Annotated in this window: 15 protein-coding genes, 1 tRNA gene, 1 other RNA gene, 1 pseudogene and 1 other annotated feature; of the genes and pseudogenes, 5 read left to right on the forward strand and 13 right to left on the reverse strand. The window is 38.1% G+C overall.

Translation table 11 applies throughout. The features are described from left to right. Positions 1-245: 245 nt before the first annotated feature. The 9 genes from BALCAV_RS16800 to BALCAV_RS16835 all read right to left on the reverse strand — a co-directional run bounded on the left by BALCAV_RS16800 (position 246) and on the right by BALCAV_RS16835 (position 7,022). Positions 246-509 (reverse strand): pro-sigmaK processing inhibitor BofA family protein, encoded by a 264-nt coding sequence (locus BALCAV_RS16800; RefSeq protein WP_003324333.1) that lies wholly within the window; start codon positions 507-509, stop codon positions 246-248. Between the two features lie 66 nt (positions 510-575). Continuing rightward, positions 576-797 (reverse strand): YaaL family protein, encoded by a 222-nt coding sequence (locus BALCAV_RS16805; RefSeq protein WP_003324332.1) that lies wholly within the window; start codon positions 795-797, stop codon positions 576-578. Positions 798-812: 15 nt separating this feature from the next. After that, positions 813-1,409 (reverse strand): recombination mediator RecR, encoded by a 597-nt coding sequence (recR, locus tag BALCAV_RS16810; protein ID WP_003324331.1) that lies wholly within the window; start codon positions 1,407-1,409, stop codon positions 813-815. Positions 1,410-1,420: 11 nt separating this feature from the next. Continuing rightward, positions 1,421-1,732: a YbaB/EbfC family nucleoid-associated protein gene (locus tag BALCAV_RS16815; RefSeq protein ID WP_003324330.1), complete on the reverse strand. Its 312-nt coding sequence runs from the start codon at positions 1,730-1,732 to the stop codon at positions 1,421-1,423. A gap of 24 nt (positions 1,733-1,756) precedes the next feature. Further along, positions 1,757-3,439 carry a DNA polymerase III subunit gamma/tau gene (gene dnaX / locus BALCAV_RS16820; protein ID WP_003324329.1) on the reverse strand — a complete coding sequence of 561 codons (1,683 nt, stop codon included), beginning with the start codon at positions 3,437-3,439 and terminating at the stop codon, positions 1,757-1,759. Positions 3,440-4,024: 585 nt separating this feature from the next. Beyond that, positions 4,025-4,290: signal recognition particle sRNA large type (gene ffs, locus BALCAV_RS21780), an RNA gene on the reverse strand. 110 nt (positions 4,291-4,400) lie between these two features. Continuing rightward, positions 4,401-4,883, reverse strand: a complete 483-nt coding sequence (gene tadA / locus BALCAV_RS16825; protein WP_003322111.1) for a tRNA adenosine(34) deaminase TadA — start codon at positions 4,881-4,883, stop codon at positions 4,401-4,403. A gap of 172 nt (positions 4,884-5,055) precedes the next feature. Further along, positions 5,056-5,148 (reverse strand) — tRNA-Ser (locus BALCAV_RS16830). 269 nt (positions 5,149-5,417) lie between these two features. After that, positions 5,418-7,022, reverse strand: a complete 1,605-nt coding sequence (locus tag BALCAV_RS16835; RefSeq protein ID WP_003322112.1) for a glutathione ABC transporter substrate-binding protein — start codon at positions 7,020-7,022, stop codon at positions 5,418-5,420. A gap of 329 nt (positions 7,023-7,351) precedes the next feature. On the opposite strand from BALCAV_RS16835, the gene nikC reads away from it, so the two are divergent. From nikC to BALCAV_RS16855, 4 genes are read left to right on the forward strand one after another with little or no spacing between them, the layout of a single operon-like run. After that, positions 7,352-8,248, forward strand: coding sequence for a nickel transporter permease (gene nikC / locus BALCAV_RS16840; RefSeq protein ID WP_040324149.1), 897 nt, complete (start codon positions 7,352-7,354; stop codon positions 8,246-8,248). A gap of 15 nt (positions 8,249-8,263) precedes the next feature. Then, positions 8,264-9,184, forward strand: a complete 921-nt coding sequence (gene nikB / locus BALCAV_RS16845; RefSeq protein WP_003324141.1) for a nickel ABC transporter permease — start codon at positions 8,264-8,266, stop codon at positions 9,182-9,184. A gap of 27 nt (positions 9,185-9,211) precedes the next feature. Further along, complete coding sequence (locus BALCAV_RS16850; protein WP_003324142.1) at positions 9,212-10,237, forward strand: ABC transporter ATP-binding protein; 1,026 nt, start codon at positions 9,212-9,214, stop codon at positions 10,235-10,237. Beyond that, positions 10,218-11,231 (forward strand): ABC transporter ATP-binding protein, encoded by a 1,014-nt coding sequence (locus BALCAV_RS16855; protein WP_040324150.1) that lies wholly within the window; start codon positions 10,218-10,220, stop codon positions 11,229-11,231. Before BALCAV_RS16850 ends, BALCAV_RS16855 begins: the two co-directional genes overlap by 20 nt. A 118-nt stretch (positions 11,232-11,349) precedes the next feature. On the opposite strand, the gene serS is transcribed toward BALCAV_RS16855, so the two are convergent. From serS to guaB, 3 genes are all read right to left on the reverse strand, one after another. After that, on the reverse strand, positions 11,350-12,627 hold the full coding sequence (serS, locus tag BALCAV_RS16860; RefSeq protein WP_003320869.1) for a serine--tRNA ligase: 1,278 nt from the start codon (positions 12,625-12,627) through the stop codon (positions 11,350-11,352). Positions 12,628-12,731: 104 nt separating this feature from the next. Further along, positions 12,732-12,956: a binding site (T-box leader), on the reverse strand. 177 nt (positions 12,957-13,133) lie between these two features. After that, entirely contained in the window at positions 13,134-14,408 is a 1,275-nt protein-coding gene (locus BALCAV_RS16865; protein WP_052044407.1) for a D-alanyl-D-alanine carboxypeptidase family protein, read from the reverse strand. A gap of 186 nt (positions 14,409-14,594) precedes the next feature. Further along, positions 14,595-16,052 carry an IMP dehydrogenase gene (gene guaB / locus BALCAV_RS16870; protein WP_003320871.1) on the reverse strand — a complete coding sequence of 486 codons (1,458 nt, stop codon included), beginning with the start codon at positions 16,050-16,052 and terminating at the stop codon, positions 14,595-14,597. Between the two features lie 136 nt (positions 16,053-16,188). Between guaB and BALCAV_RS16875 the strand changes: the two are divergent. After that, positions 16,189-17,153 (forward strand): annotated as a pseudogene (locus tag BALCAV_RS16875) (YaaC family protein). 226 nt (positions 17,154-17,379) lie between these two features. Here BALCAV_RS16875 and BALCAV_RS16880 read toward each other — a convergent pair. Further along, entirely contained in the window at positions 17,380-17,727 is a 348-nt protein-coding gene (locus BALCAV_RS16880; RefSeq protein WP_136446022.1) for a hypothetical protein, read from the reverse strand. Positions 17,728-18,200 lie beyond the last annotated feature (473 nt).

Genomic DNA, 18,200 nt, shown 5'->3' on the forward strand with positions numbered 1-18,200 from the left:
CCAGGTTCCCGCAGGACGCGGAGTATGGTTTTGGTAGCGACGGCCGAAGTGCTTCATTTTAGTGAACAGATTCCATCAACAGCCTACGAAAGATGTGTTCAGACTGTCAACGATTGAACCGTTCATGTAAAGTCAATTGGAGTATTACATCGCCCAAAAATCAACCTCTATCAACGGTTAAGAGTCAATCATACTCTGCGAACGTTGAATACATAACATATAACAAAGGATGACCTTACCGCTCATTAAACTATTAATTGTTTTACTAATATAAGCAAAACGACTCCTGGAACACCTAAAATTCCAGAAACAGCGGTCGTAATTCCATTTATCGGAATATGAAAATTAAATGAAGCTCCTACGACATTGATAAAGAATAACAATAACGCACCAATAATAAACCTCACCGACAACTGTCCAATAAATCTTAGTGGCTTTAAAGGAGCACCTATTAACAACAATAACAATACAATCCCTAAGAGAATACCCACAACCCAACCAGGACCCATCATATCACCTCACAAGAGCTCGTCTTATTCATATATATATGAAATAAAAGAAAAAAAAGAACAAGCCTAGAGCTTGTTCTTTCTAACTTGACGAATTCTTGCTTCTCGGATGAGAAATGAATAAAGTGATTCTACTAACTTCATTTGTTTAATCGAATCATCAGATGGATCAAAGCTATGATCCAAATAATGACGATGATTATCGTACTTCATTTTCATTCGATCGATAGCTTGAAGTAGACGTTCATCCTCTTCCTGACGAAGCTTCCCTCTTTTTCGGAAAAACACGGCTAATCGACCACCTTATAATTCTCTTCTACCTTCCATCGCTTTAGAAAGAGTGACTTCATCTGCATATTCTAAATCTCCCCCAACCGGGAGTCCATGAGCAATTCTCGTTACTTTAATTCCAGTCGGTTTAACTAACCTAGAAATGTACATAGCGGTTGCTTCCCCTTCAATCGTTGGGTTTGTTGCAATAATAATTTCTTGAACTTCATCACTTTGAAGCCTTTTCAGCAATTCAGGTACCTTAATGTCTTCCGGACCAATCCCATCCATCGGTGAAATCGCTCCGTGAAGTACATGATAAAGTCCATGATATTCCTTCATCTTTTCCATCGCGATAACGTCCTTCGATTCTTGAAGTACACAAATAATCGAACGATCACGCGCCTTATCTTCACATATACGACAAGGGTCAATGTCGGTAATATGATGACATTCGCTACAATACGTTAAATTTCTTTTCGCATTTACTAACGATTTAGCAAAATCAAGAACATCATCTTCCTTCATATCTAATACAAAAAAAGCTAAACGACTAGCTGTTTTTGGTCCGATACCCGGCAATTTCATAAAACCCTCTATTAGTTTAGCTATCGGTTCAGGATATTGCAAAGCCTAACCTCCTAGAACATTCCTGGAATATTCATCCCTTTTGTGAATTTACCCATATCTTGTTCTACTAGCTCATCAACTTGCTTTAACGCTTCATTTGTAGCCGCCAAAATCAAGTCTTGTAACATTTCAACATCGTCTGGGTCCACTACATCTTCAGCAATTTTCACATCAACGATTCTTTTGTCTCCACTTGCAATAACCGTTACCATTCCACCGCCAGCTGTAGCTTCAACCGTCTTTTCCTTTAATTCTTCTTGAGCTTTTAACATTTGCTTCTGCATTTTTTGCATTTGTTTCATCATATTTCCCATGTTCTTCATCGTATCCATCTCCTTAAATATTCATTAATCAACCACTTCGACAATTTCATCGCCAAACATTTTGATCGCTTCATCAATAAGTGGGTCTGCTTGTGGTTGTTCACTTGAAGTTGCTTGGCCTTTTACAAAATCTTGTTTCACTTTTTCCCAATGACTATTTAACAGTGTCACATAACCAAAAGGCTTTCCTAGTTGCTCACTTAATACCGCCTCTAGGAATTCACGAAACTTTGTATCCATCATATCACGGTGCATTTCATTTTGGAATGACAAGAGCACCATTGAGTCCGATGCAGCAACCGGTTGGCCGTCACTTAACCAAGCACTAGCAGGGATATTTTGAGCTTTGACACGCTCCATAATATTCCCCCAACTACTTGTCACTTCTTGTAACTTCACCTTATTCGCCGTCTTTAGCATTTCCGTTGCCTTCGATAATGAAACTCTAGCTTGTGGGGCCTGTTTCCTAACCCTTTTTTGTCTACCTTCTGACTTCTCTTGTTGGGATGGTGTTCCCCCTCCTCCATTTTGCATTTTTCTTAATGCATTTTCAAGTTGGGTTATTTTTTCTTCTACTTGAGGAGAAACTGGTTGGTTTACCTCATTTTCCACCCGCTGTTTTGTTTGTTGATTCATCAATTTAACAAGAGCCATCTCAAGAAAGATTTTGGGATGAATTGACCACTTCATTTCCTGTTGACTCGTATTTAACAATTCAATCGCTTCATATAACCAAGTGAGCTGAAATTGCCCACTCAAAGCTCGTAGCCTATCATCTACTTTTGCACGCTCTAATAAATGTTCTGCATTTGGTGCTGTTTTAAAGAGAAGAATATCACGAAAATAATAAACTAAATCCTCTAAGAGACGGTGTGGATCCTTTCCGTCTTGAATAAGTCGATCAAGTAACTCTAGTGCTTTTGCTGTTTCTTTTTCTTGAATCGTCACCACTAAACTTGAAAGCGTTTGTTCTGAAACCGCCCCTGTTATTGTAAGGACATCGGATAAAACTAACTTTTCTTCCGCAAAAGAGATCGCTTGATCGAGCAAACTAAGGGCATCTCTCATTCCACCCTCTGCAGCTCTAGATATCATTATAAGTGCTTCTTCTTCAGCCTCGATTTGGTCATGCGACAAAATTTCATTCATCCGACCGACCATCGCTTCATTTGAAATTCGTTTGAAGTCAAATCGCTGACAACGAGATATAATCGTCAAAGGAATTTTATGTGGTTCTGTCGTCGCTAAAATAAAGATAACATGCGCAGGTGGTTCTTCTAATGTTTTTAACAAAGCATTAAAAGCCCCAGTGGAAAGCATATGTACCTCATCAATAATATAAACCTTGTAACGTACCTCGTTTGGAGCAAATTTAACTTTATCTCGTATATCTCTAATTTCATCAACACCATTGTTGGATGCTGCATCAATCTCAATAACATCAACAATTGCCCCACTTGTTATCCCTTTACAAGCCTTACACTCATTACAAGGCTCTGCCACTGGTGCTTGTTCACAATTGATCGCTTTTGCAATAATCTTAGCCGCACTTGTTTTCCCCGTCCCGCGTGGACCTGAAAATAAGTATGCGTGTGAAAACTTATTTTGTACGAGAGCATTTTGTAGTGTTTTCGTAATATGCTGTTGACCGACCACGTCTTTAAGAAGCTGCGGACGCCACACACGATATAAAGCCTGATAACTCACCTAACACCCTCCTTCCACACATGAATCTTCTCTATTAATATTATATCCTCCCCACAACCACAATTCAAAAAGAAAAGCGGAAGTTGGCGGTTAGGAATGAGGAAAAATCTAGAACGGCTGCAGAAGTCGCTCTTTGACTTCTAAAGACGGGCGAATTTTTCCCGAGTTCCTGCCAACTGCAGCTGGATCATGAAAAGCGGAGACCGTTTGTTCACAAGTGAGGAAAAATACAGGCACGGCTATAAAAGTCGCTTTTTGACTTTAATAGACGGGCCGATTTTTCCCGAGCTTGTAACGGTCGTAGCTGGATCATGAAAAGCGGAAGTTGGCGGTTAGGAACGACGAAAAATCTAGAACGACTGCAGAAGTCGCTTTTTGACTTCTAAAGGCGGGCGGATTTTATCCGAGTTCCTGCCAACTGCAGCTGGATCACGAAAAGCGGAGACCGTTTGCTCACAACCACGAAAGAGAAATATCGTTCCTTACTAAAACTATGATGCCCCCAACACCGACACTCACTTCTTATCAATAAGAAAAAGAACACAGCATAAAACTGTGTTCTTTTTCTTTATATAAAATTTGATACCGTGCACCTTTCCTCGATAATATCATCCTAAGCGTTACCTAAGCAGTTAGCTCAGCCCAGGCGACTCTGCGGCACACGGAAGGGTCCACTTACTGCTGCTTCCTTCCGGACCTGACAGGGTTCATGGGTTTCCGTTGCGCAGAACCCAAGCGTCAACACCACTTACTTAGGTCAGACCAAACGATGATAAAACCTCAAAAAGGGATTCAACCTCGCTATAGCGGATTGCGAGTTCAGGGCACCGCTACCTCCCCGCCTAGCACGGCAAATTGAATAACAATAGTTATCGCGTCAATCCGACGCATAATTAAGTATAGATGGTTTGTCCCAAAAATGCAAGGGGCATCATAAATCATCCATTAACAAGCAAAATGATCACTTTTGTTTTAAACCCTTTTTCTTTTGCCTTAACGCTCTAAAAAAAGTGGATAACTTCCCCCCACACTCATCTGCTAAACATCCGCAGTCAACTTCTGTTTGATGGTTAAATCGCTCGTCTTGTAATAAGTTCATTAACGAGCCTGCACATCCTGCTTTCGGATCATAAGCACCAAAGACAACCCGATCAATCCTTGATTGAATAATGGCCCCCGCACACATTGGACAAGGCTCTAAAGTAACATATAATGTGCAACCAGAAAGCCTCCAAGCATCCAGATGCTGACATGCTTTTTGAATTGCAATCAATTCGGCATGAGCAGTCGCTTGCGCGTCAACTTCTCTACGATTATAAGCAGTCGCAATAATCTCTTCGCCTTTGACAATAACGGCCCCAATCGGAACTTCACCTATTTTTTCCGCTTTATCAGCTTCGTCTAAAGCAAGTTTCATCCATTTATTATCTTCGGAAGATAACATAACATTCTCCACCTTAATTATCCTTTAACTTCTATATATATACTCTATCAAACCTTTGTTATAAAGTGAATCTTCTATTAATAAGCAACAGAAAGATTATCTTATGCCACGCACTAATTCTAAATAAAACAAAAAAACACTCCCTATATGGCAGTGTTGTATCATTAAAATATGGCGGAGGAAGAGGGATTCGAACCCCCGCGCGGTTTAACCCGCCTGTCGGTTTTCAAGACCGATCCCTTCAGCCGGACTTGGGTATTCCTCCGTATCACTTACTGACAAGAAACATCTTAACATGTCCAAAATAAAATATCAAGTCATTTCAAGAAAATAATTAATAAAGAACGTTCAAATTAAAACCTGCGCTCCCATAAAAACTCTATTAATGTAGTAGTCTTTCCTAATTAATTTGCACCTTATTAAATTCAGTCCAAACAACAGCTCTCGCTATATAAAAAAACTTGCCGACTGTTTAACTTTGTCGACAAGTTTGATGTTCACAGATAAACCAAATTCTGTGAGCTTTATTTCCTACTACTGAATCGTTACTTCATTTAATTTCAGAATATCTGTTGGTGTTTGAACAAGACCTTGAACTTCACTTCTATACCCTAATAAGAATTCTTGGTGGTGGATATAAAGCATTGGTGCTTCTTCAATTAAGATTTCTTGAGCTTGCTCATATAAATCTAAACGCTCTTGTTCATCAGAACTACGACGTGCTTGATCCAATAAGTCATCTAATTCAGCATTATCAATAAATGTACGGTTACCTGGAGTACCGTGTTGAGAAGAATGGAATAACGCATACATACCGTAGTCTCCATCTCCTGTTACAGTCGACCAACCAAGGATAAACATATCATGCTCACCATTAGAAGTTTGTTCTAAGTACGCACCCCACTCAAGAACTTCAATATTAACTGTAATGCCAATCTCAGCTAACTGAGCTTGTACAGCAACTGCTGCGTTTGTACGCTCTGGGCTATCATTAGTCCAAAGTGTTGTTGTGAAACCATCTTCATAACCAGCTTCAGCTAATAATTCTTTTGCACGGTCTACATCGTAAGGAATTGGCTCTGCATTTTCACTATAACCAAATACAGCTGGAGCAAGAGGTCCAATTGCTGGAATACCAGCACCATCATACACACCATTAATAATATCGTCTTTATTAATCGCCATTGAAACCGCTTGACGTACTTTCACATCATTAAAAGGTTCTTTTTCTACATTAAAACCAAAATAAGATAATGAAACGGACGGTGTACGCGTAACTTCAAGATTATCAATTGCTTCTACTTGCCCAACATCAGATGGAATGATTGGGTGAGAGATATGGGCATCACCTGTTTGTAAGTTCGCAAGTCGTGTACCAGGCTCAGATACAACTCGGAATGTAACGCCATCTAACTTTGCATTTTCACCCCAATAATCTTCATTACGAGTTAAATTAATTTCTTGTCCTGGATTCCAGTTTTCAAATTTGAAATACCCTGTTCCAATCGGACCTTCATTAATTACCGCTCCTGGCTCTCTTCCTTCTTCCATTGCAGCATAATCTGCTTCAATTAATTCTTTTGAAATCATCCCACCACCATTATGAGCTAAGTTCGCAGCTAATGGAGCATATGGGTATTCTGTAATAAACTCAACTGTATAATCATCAATCACATTAATTTCCACAATCATGTCATATAAGAATGAACGCGGAGAGGCAACATCTTCATCTAAAATACGATCAATGTTCGCTTTGACAACTTCAGCATTAAAATCGGAACCATCGTGAAATGTAACTCCTTCACGAAGTTGAAACTCCCAACGAGTTGGATCTTCTTCATCTTGAGTCCACTCTGTAGCTAATCCAGGTAATAAGTTTAATTCTTGATCTTGCACAACTAAAGCTTCATAAATATTATAGGCAACATTGCTTGATGGCGTATCGTTAGAACCATGAGGATCTAATGATACTGCATCTGAACTTTGATTAATAATTAAAGTTCCACCTGCAGTTCCTTCTTCTCCTGCTGTAGAATCTTCTGACTCATTTGTATCGTTTCCTGCTCCACACGCTACTAAAACAATGCTCAAAAACATTACTAATAGCGTCAAGAAAAATGAATTTTTTGACACTTTCATTTCTGTATTCCTCCTACAATTGTTAGATTTTTTGCTAAATTACAATTTCAATATAACTTATTGATTCCCAAAACACAAGCAATTAACAAAAAAAAATCAGACAGCCCCTCACATAACAAATCAGAAAATTATTTATTTTTACTTATTAAACAAAGAAAAACCAAATAGATAAACAACTTTTAATAATTTCATTTATTAAAATATTTATTATATTCTAAAAATTTTTTATTTTTTTAATATTATTTATCGTGATATAATCGTCCGGTATCTATTTTCACAGATTATTGTTGAAAAATTATAATTTTTTATTAGAAAGGATGAACAATTCTATGAGTCAAGAAGTGAATACACCTTCTACTTCTAGCCCACCTCCTGTTAATCCGAGATTAGAGAGCTGGAAAACCTTCTTTAAGAAGTTACGTAAAAATAAAGCCGCGATGTTTGGTGGTATTTTGATTCTATTCTTCATAATTGTCGCAATCATCGGACCATATATCACTCCCTATTCACCAAACCAAGTGAATTATTCGATGAAACTAGCTCCACCATCAGCCGATCATTGGTTTGGTACGGACCATCATGGACGAGATATTTTTAGCCGTATTATTCACGGTATGAAAATTACTTTATCGATTGGCTTTGTATCCGTCTTTGCAAGTGCAATTATCGGGACAATTATTGGGATTATTTCTGGTTATTATGGCAAAAGAACCGATGCAATTATTATGCGTATCATGGACGTATTACTTGCGTTTCCAGGTATTCTATTAGCTTTAGCGATTGTTTCTGTACTAGGACCAAGCATTGAAAATGTCATTATTGCCGTAGCTATTTTCTCTATTCCAGTATTTGCCCGGATTGTTCGAGGTTCCACACTTTCAGTAAGAAAACTGGAATATATCGATGCTGTTAAAGCATTAGGAGCAAGTGATTTCAGAATTATCTTTAAACATATTTTACCAAATGTTACATCACCTTTAATCGTACAAACCACGTTAAGTATTGCGACTGCTATTTTAACGGCAAGTGGTCTATCTTTTATCGGCTTAGGTGCACAACCACCTTCTCCTGAATGGGGAGCGATGTTAAGTGATGGAAGAAGTTATTTATATCAAGCAGGTCATGTTGCACTTTTCCCAGGTATGATGATTGTTATTGTCGTTCTTGCCTTTAATATCTTCGGTGATGGATTAAGGGATGCACTTGATCCAAAAATGAAAGCATAGAAAGGAGGAGCTATTTTGATTAAATTTATCATACGTCGACTCATTCAAACGATCCCAGTCCTCATTGGGGTATCTATTGTAGTTTTTGGTTTAATGTTCCTTATTCCAGGTGACCCAGCCCAAATTATTGCTGGTGAAAGTGCTTCACAACAACAAATTGAACAAATGCGTGAGCGCTTAGGGTTAAATGATCCTATTCCTGTTCAATATTGGAATTTCATTAGCAACGCGGTTCAAGGAGATTTAGGAAGCTCTATTCGAAGTGGTCGTGATGTTACGAGTGAAATTATGCTACGCTTTTGGACCACAGTAGAGCTAGCGTTATATAGTACGATTTTAAGTGTATTTTTAGGATTAATTGCTGGAGTTATTTCAGCTACTAGACATAATACGTATATCGATTCAGGGATTATGCTAGTTGCCCTTTTAGGATTATCGATGCCAAACTTCTGGCTCGGTCTCATGTTAATTAAATACTTTGCCGTAGACTTTGGGATGTTCTCAGCTTCTGGGTGGGGTGAGTTTAGACAAATGGTCTTACCTGTTATTACTCTCGGTACATCTGGTGCTGCGGTAATCGCAAGGATGACACGTTCAAGTATGTTAGAAGTAATTGGACAAGACTACATTCGAACAGCCCGTGCAAAAGGGGTAAAAGAACAAATTGTTATTTATCGACACGCTTTAAAGAACGCATTAATTCCAGTTGTAACCGTTGTTGGTTTATCATTTGGTTCCCTATTAGGTGGAACGGTTATTACGGAACAAGTTTTTGCCATCAATGGTATGGGACGCTTAATGATTGATGCCATCTTAGCTAGGGATTTCCCTATCGTTCAAGGAACCGTTCTTGTCGTTTCATTACTCTTTGTCCTTGTAAACTTACTTGTTGATATTGCCTATCGAATGCTAAATAAACGTATTGATTTAGATTGATTTCTTTGATGAAAGGGAGTGAATTCAATGAGCACAAACAGCGAGACAATTCTTGATGTCAGAAACCTACAAACATCTTTCTTTACAAGTGAATTAGAAGTAAAAGCAGTTGATGGTGTTTCTTTTAAAGTTCCAAAGGGAAAAACAATCGGAATCGTTGGTGAATCTGGTTCTGGAAAAAGTATTACATCATTATCGATTTTACGTTTAATTCAAAACCCAGGAAAAGTCGTTGGTGGAGAAGTTCTCTTTAATGGTGAAAATATCTTAGAAAAATCAGAAGCTCAAATGAGAAAAATTCGCGGAAATGATATCTCGATGATTTTCCAAGAACCAATGACATCGTTAAATCCAGTTTACACAGTTGGCCAACAAATTGGCGAAGCTTTTCAAATTCACGAAAAGCTCGGTAAAAAAGAAGCGATAAAAAAATCAATTGATATGTTGAAACTTGTCGGAATTCCTTCCCCAGAAAAACGTGTCCACCAATATCCATTTGAATTATCTGGTGGAATGCGTCAACGTGTCATGATTGCAATGGCCCTAGCCTGTAACCCGAAGCTGTTGATTGCAGATGAACCAACAACAGCTTTAGATGTAACGATTCAAGCTCAGATTCTTGAATTAATGAAAGATTTACAAGACCGTCTGGGAATGTCGATTATTATGATTACCCATGACCTAGGTGTTGTAGCCGAAACATGTGATTATGTAGCGGTTATGTATTGCGGAAAAGTCGTTGAATATGCTTCTGTAAAAGACTTATTTAACAACCCGAGACATCCTTATACAGTAGGGCTTCTTAATTCCTTACCACGACATGATGAAGATGTAGAAGGCGAGTTAGAAATCATTCCTGGTTCTGTACCAAGTCCCGCTGAAATGCCAACAGGTTGTCGTTTTGCTCCACGCTGTGCTTATGCAAGTGATATTTGTAAAGAGCTTCCGCAACTTGAAGAAGACGAAAATGGAAATCAAATTCGCTGTTGGATTTACTCAGAAGAGTGGGATGGCGACCCGGAGGTAAACGTCTATGAAAAAAGAACTACTTAAAGTCGAAAATTTAAAACAGTATTTCCCAATTAAAGGCGGCCTTCTTGGACGTACTGTTAATCATGTAAAAGCAGTTGATGATATTTCCTTTACCATTTATGAAGGCGAGACAGTATCGATCGTTGGAGAATCCGGTTGTGGTAAGTCAACAACTGGACGAGCTATCCTTCGTTTAGACGAACCTACTGCTGGAAAAGTGGAGTTTGATGGCGAAGATTTACTTTCATTAAATAAAAGTGAAATGCGTAAGAAAAGAAAAGACTTACAAATCATTTTCCAAGATCCTTACGCTTCCATTAACCCTCGTCAAACGGTTAGACAAGTGTTAGAAGAAGCCATGATTATTCAAAAAGTATTACCTAAAGATAAACGTGGTGACCGTATTCGTGAGTTAATGGCAACCGTTGGACTTGGTGCTCACCAAATCGACCGTTTCCCTCATGAATTTAGTGGCGGACAACGTCAACGTGTCGGAATTGCTCGTGCCTTGACAGTTGATCCAAAGCTAATCATTTGTGATGAAGCCGTCTCGGCTCTTGATGTTTCGATTCAAGCTCAAGTGATTAACTTATTAAAAAGATTACAACGTGAGTTCCAATTAACTTATTTGTTTATCTCACATGACCTTGGTGTCGTTCGTCATATTTCAGATCGAGTTATCGTTATGTATCTTGGTCGAATTGTTGAAATTGCGGACAAGAAGTCTTTATTTACAAACCCGCAGCATCCATATACAAAAGCTTTATTATCAGCAATTCCGTCAACAGACCCGGAAAAGAAAAAAGATCGAATTATTTTACAAGGTGATGTTCCTTCACCGATTAATCCACCTACAGGCTGTCGTTTTCATACTCGTTGTCCATTTGCAACTGAAAAATGTAAAACAGACACACCTGAGTTACGGACAACAGACTTCATGAAAGAAGGCCATCAATCTGCCTGTCACTATATGGAGGAAATCAAAGCTGGAACGAGAGAACCTAATTACGTATAACATTTCAAACTGTCTTATTAAGACCATTCTTAATAGGGCAGTTTTTATTTCCCAAAAAATAAGTCCCCTCTAAAACTAAAACGAGCAAGGTTCCCCTTACTCGTCTTTGGCCTAACACTTATTTTGTAATAACTTCTTTATATCCCATATACGGTCTTAATACTTCTGGAACAACAACAGAACCATCTTCCTGCTGATAATTCTCTAAAATAGCAGCAACTGTACGGCCAACGGCTAAACCTGAACCATTTAACGTATGAACAAACTCAGGCTTGCCTTTTGCTTCACGTCTAAATTTAATGTTTGCACGTCTTGCTTGGAAATCTTCAAAGTTACTGCAAGATGAAATTTCCTTATACTCCCCGTAGCTCGGTAACCATACTTCAATATCATATTTTTTAGCTGCCGTAAAACCTAAGTCAGCACTACACATGCTTAAAACACGATATGGTAAACCTAGTAACTGTAAAACCTTCTCAGCATGAGAGGTTAACAACTCTAATTGCTCATAAGATTCTTCAGGTTTAACAAAACGAACAAGCTCTACTTTGTTAAACTGGTGCTGTCGAATTAATCCACGTGTATCACGCCCAGCAGAGCCTGCTTCAGAACGGAAACAAGCACTGTAAGCTGTATATCCCATTGGTAACTGCTCCACATTTAAAATCTCATCACGGTGCATATTCGTTACAGGAACCTCTGCAGTTGGAATTAAGAAATAATCTTCTTCTCTAATTTTAAAAGCATCCTCTTCAAACTTTGGCAATTGGCCTGTTCCTGTCATACTTGTACGATTGACCAAATATGGTGGTAGCAACTCCTCATATCCATGCTCATCTTGATGTAAATCCATCATGAAGTTAATTAAAGCACGCTCTAGCCTTGCCCCGACTCCTTTATAAAAGGTAAAACGGCTTCCTGTTACTTTAGCGGCACGTTCAAAATCGGCTAACTTTAAATCAGTCGCAATATCCCAATGAGCTTTTGCTTCAAATGAAAATTGTGGAACATCCTTCCACTTCCGAATTTCAACATTATCATCTTCTGTTTCACCAATCGGAACACTATCATGTGGAGCATTCGGAATCGTTAATAATAAGTGCTCCAATTGTCCTTCAACTGCTCGTAATTCTTCATCTAATCCTTTTACTCGCTCAGATACTTCCCGCATTTCTTTTATTAAATGATCCGCGTCTTCTTTGGCACGCTTTAATTTTGCAACCTCTTCTGATACTTCATTACGACGGCTTTTTAACTGTTCAACTTCTACAATTAAAGCACGGCGCTTCTCATCTAATTCTTCAAATTGATCAAGTCCAGAAATATCTTCCCCTCTTGTTTGAAGCTTTTCTTTTATTCCAACAAAATCATTTCTCAATCTTTTAATATCTAACATCTCTTATATCCTCCTTTTAATTGATTTTTTATTTTGTGAAAGACACGATTTAAAAATAAAAAACGTTTCATGATAAACGAAAAAAACCTTCTTCTAATTAAAGAAGAAGGGACGAGCTTACACCCGCGTTGCCACCCAAATTGCATTCCAAATAAATTAAAATGCCAGCTTAAGTCTTGATAACGGATAAACCGAACTGGTTTTAGTTACATTCAACCTTCCACCAGCTTACTCCAGGATGGATTCCAAAGATTTTTTGATCGGTTCACAGCAACCACCGACTCTCTGAGCAAAACAATCTTTGTACTAATTCCTATCAACGTTTTTTCATATAAATGAAATCATTTTTTAAAACCTTATTAAGATAGTAATGCAGACTAGAACAAATGTCAATTCATGTTAATAACCAATTTTCCTCTTTAATAGGAACTAGTTTAACCAAAGGCCATCCATCTAATACTGCACAGCTCGCTTCAAATCATCTTAATAGGTTGCAGTATGTCACCTTAGCTTAACCAGCCTTGAACCATATCAACAGCTGAGTTCCAGATTCCTGAGAAAAATCCACCGATACTTCTCATCATCATTGAGAACCATCCTGCTTTTTCAACAGCTGCATCTGTTGTTACAGGAACAGAAACACTTTCATCCGCAAATAAATAGTCTTCCTCATTCTCACCCGCATAGCTCAGTGTTAACGCTCCTACTTTTTCTCCTGCTTCAAACGGAGCAACAAGGTTATTATTTTCATTTAAATATTCAGCGTTTAAGCTTAATACAGGCTCGTACAAATCTTCCTCACCATTACGAACGATTGTTTCCAATGGCTCAGTACTTGATACTTTAACTTCCTTCTCTTTTCCTGATACAACTGGTACTAACTCTTCACCTTCTGGAATATATCCTGCTGGTGCTATTTCTGTATAACTAAAATTATTAAAGCCATAATCTAATAATTTTGCCGTCTCATTAAAACGGTCATCACGAGTCTCTGTGCGCATAACAACAGAAATTAACCGCATGTCACCACGTTTAGCTGTTCCTGTAAAGGAATTCCCTGCAGCAGACGTAAAACCTGTCTTTAGGCCATCAATACCTTCATAATCGTGTTCCGGAACAATCGATGGTAACATCCAGTTCCAGTTTTGCATCATAATCGATTCATCTGGTCCTGCATCAAATTCTTTTTCAGGAATGCTTGCTGTATCCAATACTTCCGGATAATCACGAATTAGCGCATAAGCAAGCTGTGCAGTCGCACGTGCAGACATCATATTTTCCGCTTCTGCATCTGTTCCTTCTGGATGATTCCCTGCAAGATCTCGATTATTTAAACCTGATGAATTCACAAACTCGAAATCCTCTAAACCGAGCTCTTCCGCTTTATTATTCATCATCTGAACAAAAGCTGTTTCTGAGCCAGCAATTAATTCAGCTAAAGCAATCGTTGATGCATTCGCAGAATAAATAGCCACAGATTCATATAATTGTTCCACCGTATAATCGTAATCTTGACGTAATGGAACATTCGACAAACTCACTTGTAATGAAAGAGCACGAACATGATCCGAAATCGGTACATGTTGATCCTTTGTAATCGTCCCTTCAGCTAGTGCTTCTAAAATAAGATACTCACTCATCATTTTTGTCATACTAGCAATCGGTAAAACCTTATCTATATCTTTCTGGTATATAATTTTTCCAGATTTTGCATCGACTAAAATTGCAGTTTCAGCCTGTAAATCTAATGCAGCCTCCGCAGGTTTTGCTTGTCCAAACATCGTTACGACTAGGATTACAGCTATTAAGCCTGTAAACCAACTTCTTGTTGCCCTTTTGTTCACAACTACACCTCCACAAACGTTTCACATAGCTTTAATCTTACCATATCCATGCATAAAAAAATAGATAGAGATCACCCTATCTATTTTACAATTTATTAACTTTTCTATAGCTCATTTTTCCTTCTATAAAGAATAGTTAGGTGCTTCTTTTGTAATTTGAACATCATGTGGATGGCTTTCGCGTAAACCAGCCCCTGTAATTCGAATGAATTGACTATTCTCACGTAGTTCAGTTAATGTCGCAGTTCCACAATAACCCATCCCCGCTCTTAAACCACCAATTAATTGATGAATCGTATCACTTAATGGACCTTTATAAGGAATTCGTCCTTCTATCCCTTCTGGAACTAACTTTTGAGCATCTTCTTGGAAATAACGATCCTTACTTCCCTTTTCCATTGCTCCAAGAGAACCCATACCACGGTATACTTTAAATTGACGCCCTTGGTAGATTTCTCTTTCACCAGGACTTTCAGATACACCTGCTAAAAGACTTCCTAACATAACGGCATGTCCACCAGCCGCTAATGCTTTTGAAATATCTCCAGAGTATTTAATTCCACCATCAGCGATAATTGGAATCCCATGTTTTCGCGCTTCCGTTGCACATTCATATACTGCTGTTACTTGTGGAACTCCAATTCCAGCGACAATACGTGTCGTACAGATAGAACCAGGTCCAATCCCTACTTTCACTACGCTTGCCCCTGCTTCAATTAAATCCTTTGTCGCTTCCGCTGTGGCCACATTACCAGCGATAATCGTTAAATCAGGATACTGAGTACGTACAGCTCGTACTTTATCTAAAACCCCTTTAGAATGACCGTGAGCCGTATCGATAACAATTGCATCCACACCAGCCTCTACTAATGCCGCAATCCGTGTATCAGCATCTGCACTAACACCAATAGCTGCACCGACAACAAGTCGTCCTTGAGCATCCTTAGCCGAGTTAGGGAATTCGATAACTTTTTCAATGTCTTTAATCGTAATAAGTCCTTTTAAAATTCCATTATCATCAACTAGTGGAAGCTTTTCAATTTTGTACTGTTGTAGAATTTTTTCCGCTTCTTGAAGTGTCGTTCCTACAGAGGCAGTTACTAAATTTTCCTTTGTCATCACTTCATCAATTCGAATTGAATAATCTTCAATAAAACGTAAATCACGATTCGTCAAGATACCTACAAGCTTTTGAGTTTCATCTACAATAGGTACACCTGAAATGCGATATTTCCCCATTAAATGCTCTGCATCAAAAACTTGGCGATCTGGAGTCAGATAAAATGGATTTGTTATAACACCACTTTCTGAACGTTTTACACGATCAACATGCTCTGCTTGCTCTTCAATCGACATATTTTTGTGAATGATTCCAAGTCCACCTTCTCGCGCAATTGCAATCGCCATTTTTGCCTCTGTTACAGTATCCATTCCCGCGCTAATAATTGGAATATTTAATTGTAAATTATCTGATAGCTTTGTTTTAACAGAAACATCTCGAGGTAAAATTTCCGACTTCGCTGGTGTTAACAATACATCATCAAAAGTTAAACCTTCTTTTTCAAATTTAGTCTCCCACATGATTAAATTCCCCTTCCCATACAGGTTTTTGCGTAAAATATTATTAGTAGCTTAACAACTGGGTAAACTACTGTCAAGATTAGAAAATTAATATAACTTTTCTGAATTTACTAATAAATGAGGTTTTATTATGAATATGGAAGCTACTCATCCTTTTTTACCCTATCTCTCTACCGACTATTCACGTAAGATTTTAAGTGAACATTATCAAAAAGCTGGCATTGCTTATCCCGATACAAGAAGCTATGCTACTTGCTATTCCTTTATTTCGCATTTAAAACATGGTTGTTTATACTACGAACAAGCTCAAGTTGCACCTTTAGAAATAAAACCGCTTCTTTTATTTTACGGTTTTATTCAATTAATGAAAGCCATTATTTTAACAAAAGATGACCAATATCCCTCGAATAGTCAGGTATTAGCCCATGGAGTTACAACGCGAAAAAGAAAAAAACAACTTATCGCTTTTTAGATGATGAAGTCAAAATTCAACGAAATGGCTTATTTAGTCACTTTCTTTTCAAATTGTTTCACATGAAACATGTCGAAGGAGAGAAGCTTTTGATGAAAGATCTTTTAATACAAATAGCCGATCTTCATCCCCTCTTTGAAACACTTAACCAAAAAAAAGAAGCATTTTCTTTAAAAAAAGACAAAGCTCATATCTTAATTCCAATTGACATACTAGACTCCTACCATATGACAACTAATCGTTTTACTCAATTTCTTGAAAATAGTATTAAGGATTCATCTCAAAAGAGCCGGTACATAAATATAACAGAAACAAAGGACTTTTTAAAACTTCATTCTAATATTATCGGAAGGAAAAACCATTCACCATTTTTAAAAGACTTAAACAATAATTATTATCTTTTTACAGAAAGGGACAAATACCTTCCTTTCCCAGAAATCGCTTCTCATTATTTACTTCTTTATAATTTAAGTATGATCTGTCGATATGAGACAGAATGGTGGAGTGATTTACTTTCAACCTTTGACGGTAAAGACTTACCCTTTATTTTAGCTTTCCTTGATATCGTCCCCAAAAAATCACTACAGTTATTTCAAGAACTTTTATTACCTGCACCTTCTAATGATTAAAGGCGATGTCCGATAAAGTAAATGAAAAACCGGTAACATTTTAAACGAGAAAAATGTTACCGGCTTCCATTATATTTATTGGAATGGAAGTGGATGGCATACTTCTAACCGTTCCCGAAAATCATACTCCGCGTCCTAGGGAGTGGGGCAAAAAGAAGAACATGTCGATTTTTATGTTTATAAATTCATTTATTGAAGCCTTTCATGTGAAACAATTACTTAAAAGCTACTCATCCGTTTTAGAACGCTGATCTTTATTTCTTTTAACTCCTTTACTATTGTCACCACTAATAGGTGTTTGCCCATGTAATTGTGGAGCATTTTGATTACGGCTTCCTTTATTATATTTTTTTGTCATGTTAGTCATCTCCTTTCTTATTTCATATTTATTTTGTCCTGTTTTATCAATCTTATGTTTGTTCAAATATAGCTTTACCCTATCAAATCCATAAAACATTATATATTGCTTACCACCTTTTAAACGTCCCATTAAATATCTATTTCTATGAAACAAGACTAGACTATATCCTGTAACCACAACAGCTATCAATTTAGCCTTATATCCTCTTGGCATACTCCTTATACATACTAAAAAGCACACCCCTACTGGAATGTGTTTTATCTGCTTGGCAACGTCACGCCCGATCCCTAGTTGATTCATAAGGCTTTTTCAATGATGTCTCTCATGAGGTTCTTTTTTAGAAGCTGTTCCTTCGCAGCTGCTGCCCCTGACGGGCCAGAGCTCTCCAGCACCCGAGCGTTCTCTTTATGCATACTAAAAAGCACATTCCTACTGGAATGTGCTTTATCGCTTGGCAACGTCCTACTGGCTCTTCGGTTGTCTTCTTCAGGGAAGTGCGGCATGTCGCTTTTCCGCGAGGTTTCTCACGATGCTGCACGAAGACAACCGATTCGTCTTACGCCTGACTCCTAGTTGATTCATGAGGCTTTTTCAATGATGTCTCTCACGAGGTTCTTTTTTAGAAGCTGATCCTTCGCAGCTGCTGCCCCTATCGGGCCAGAGCTCTTCACCGCCTGAGCGTTCTC

Origin of the sequence: Alkalihalobacillus alcalophilus ATCC 27647 = CGMCC 1.3604, from assembly GCF_000292245.2 — a bacterium.
GTDB classification, from domain to species: domain Bacteria; phylum Bacillota; class Bacilli; order Bacillales; family Bacillaceae_D; genus Alkalihalobacillus; species Alkalihalobacillus alcalophilus.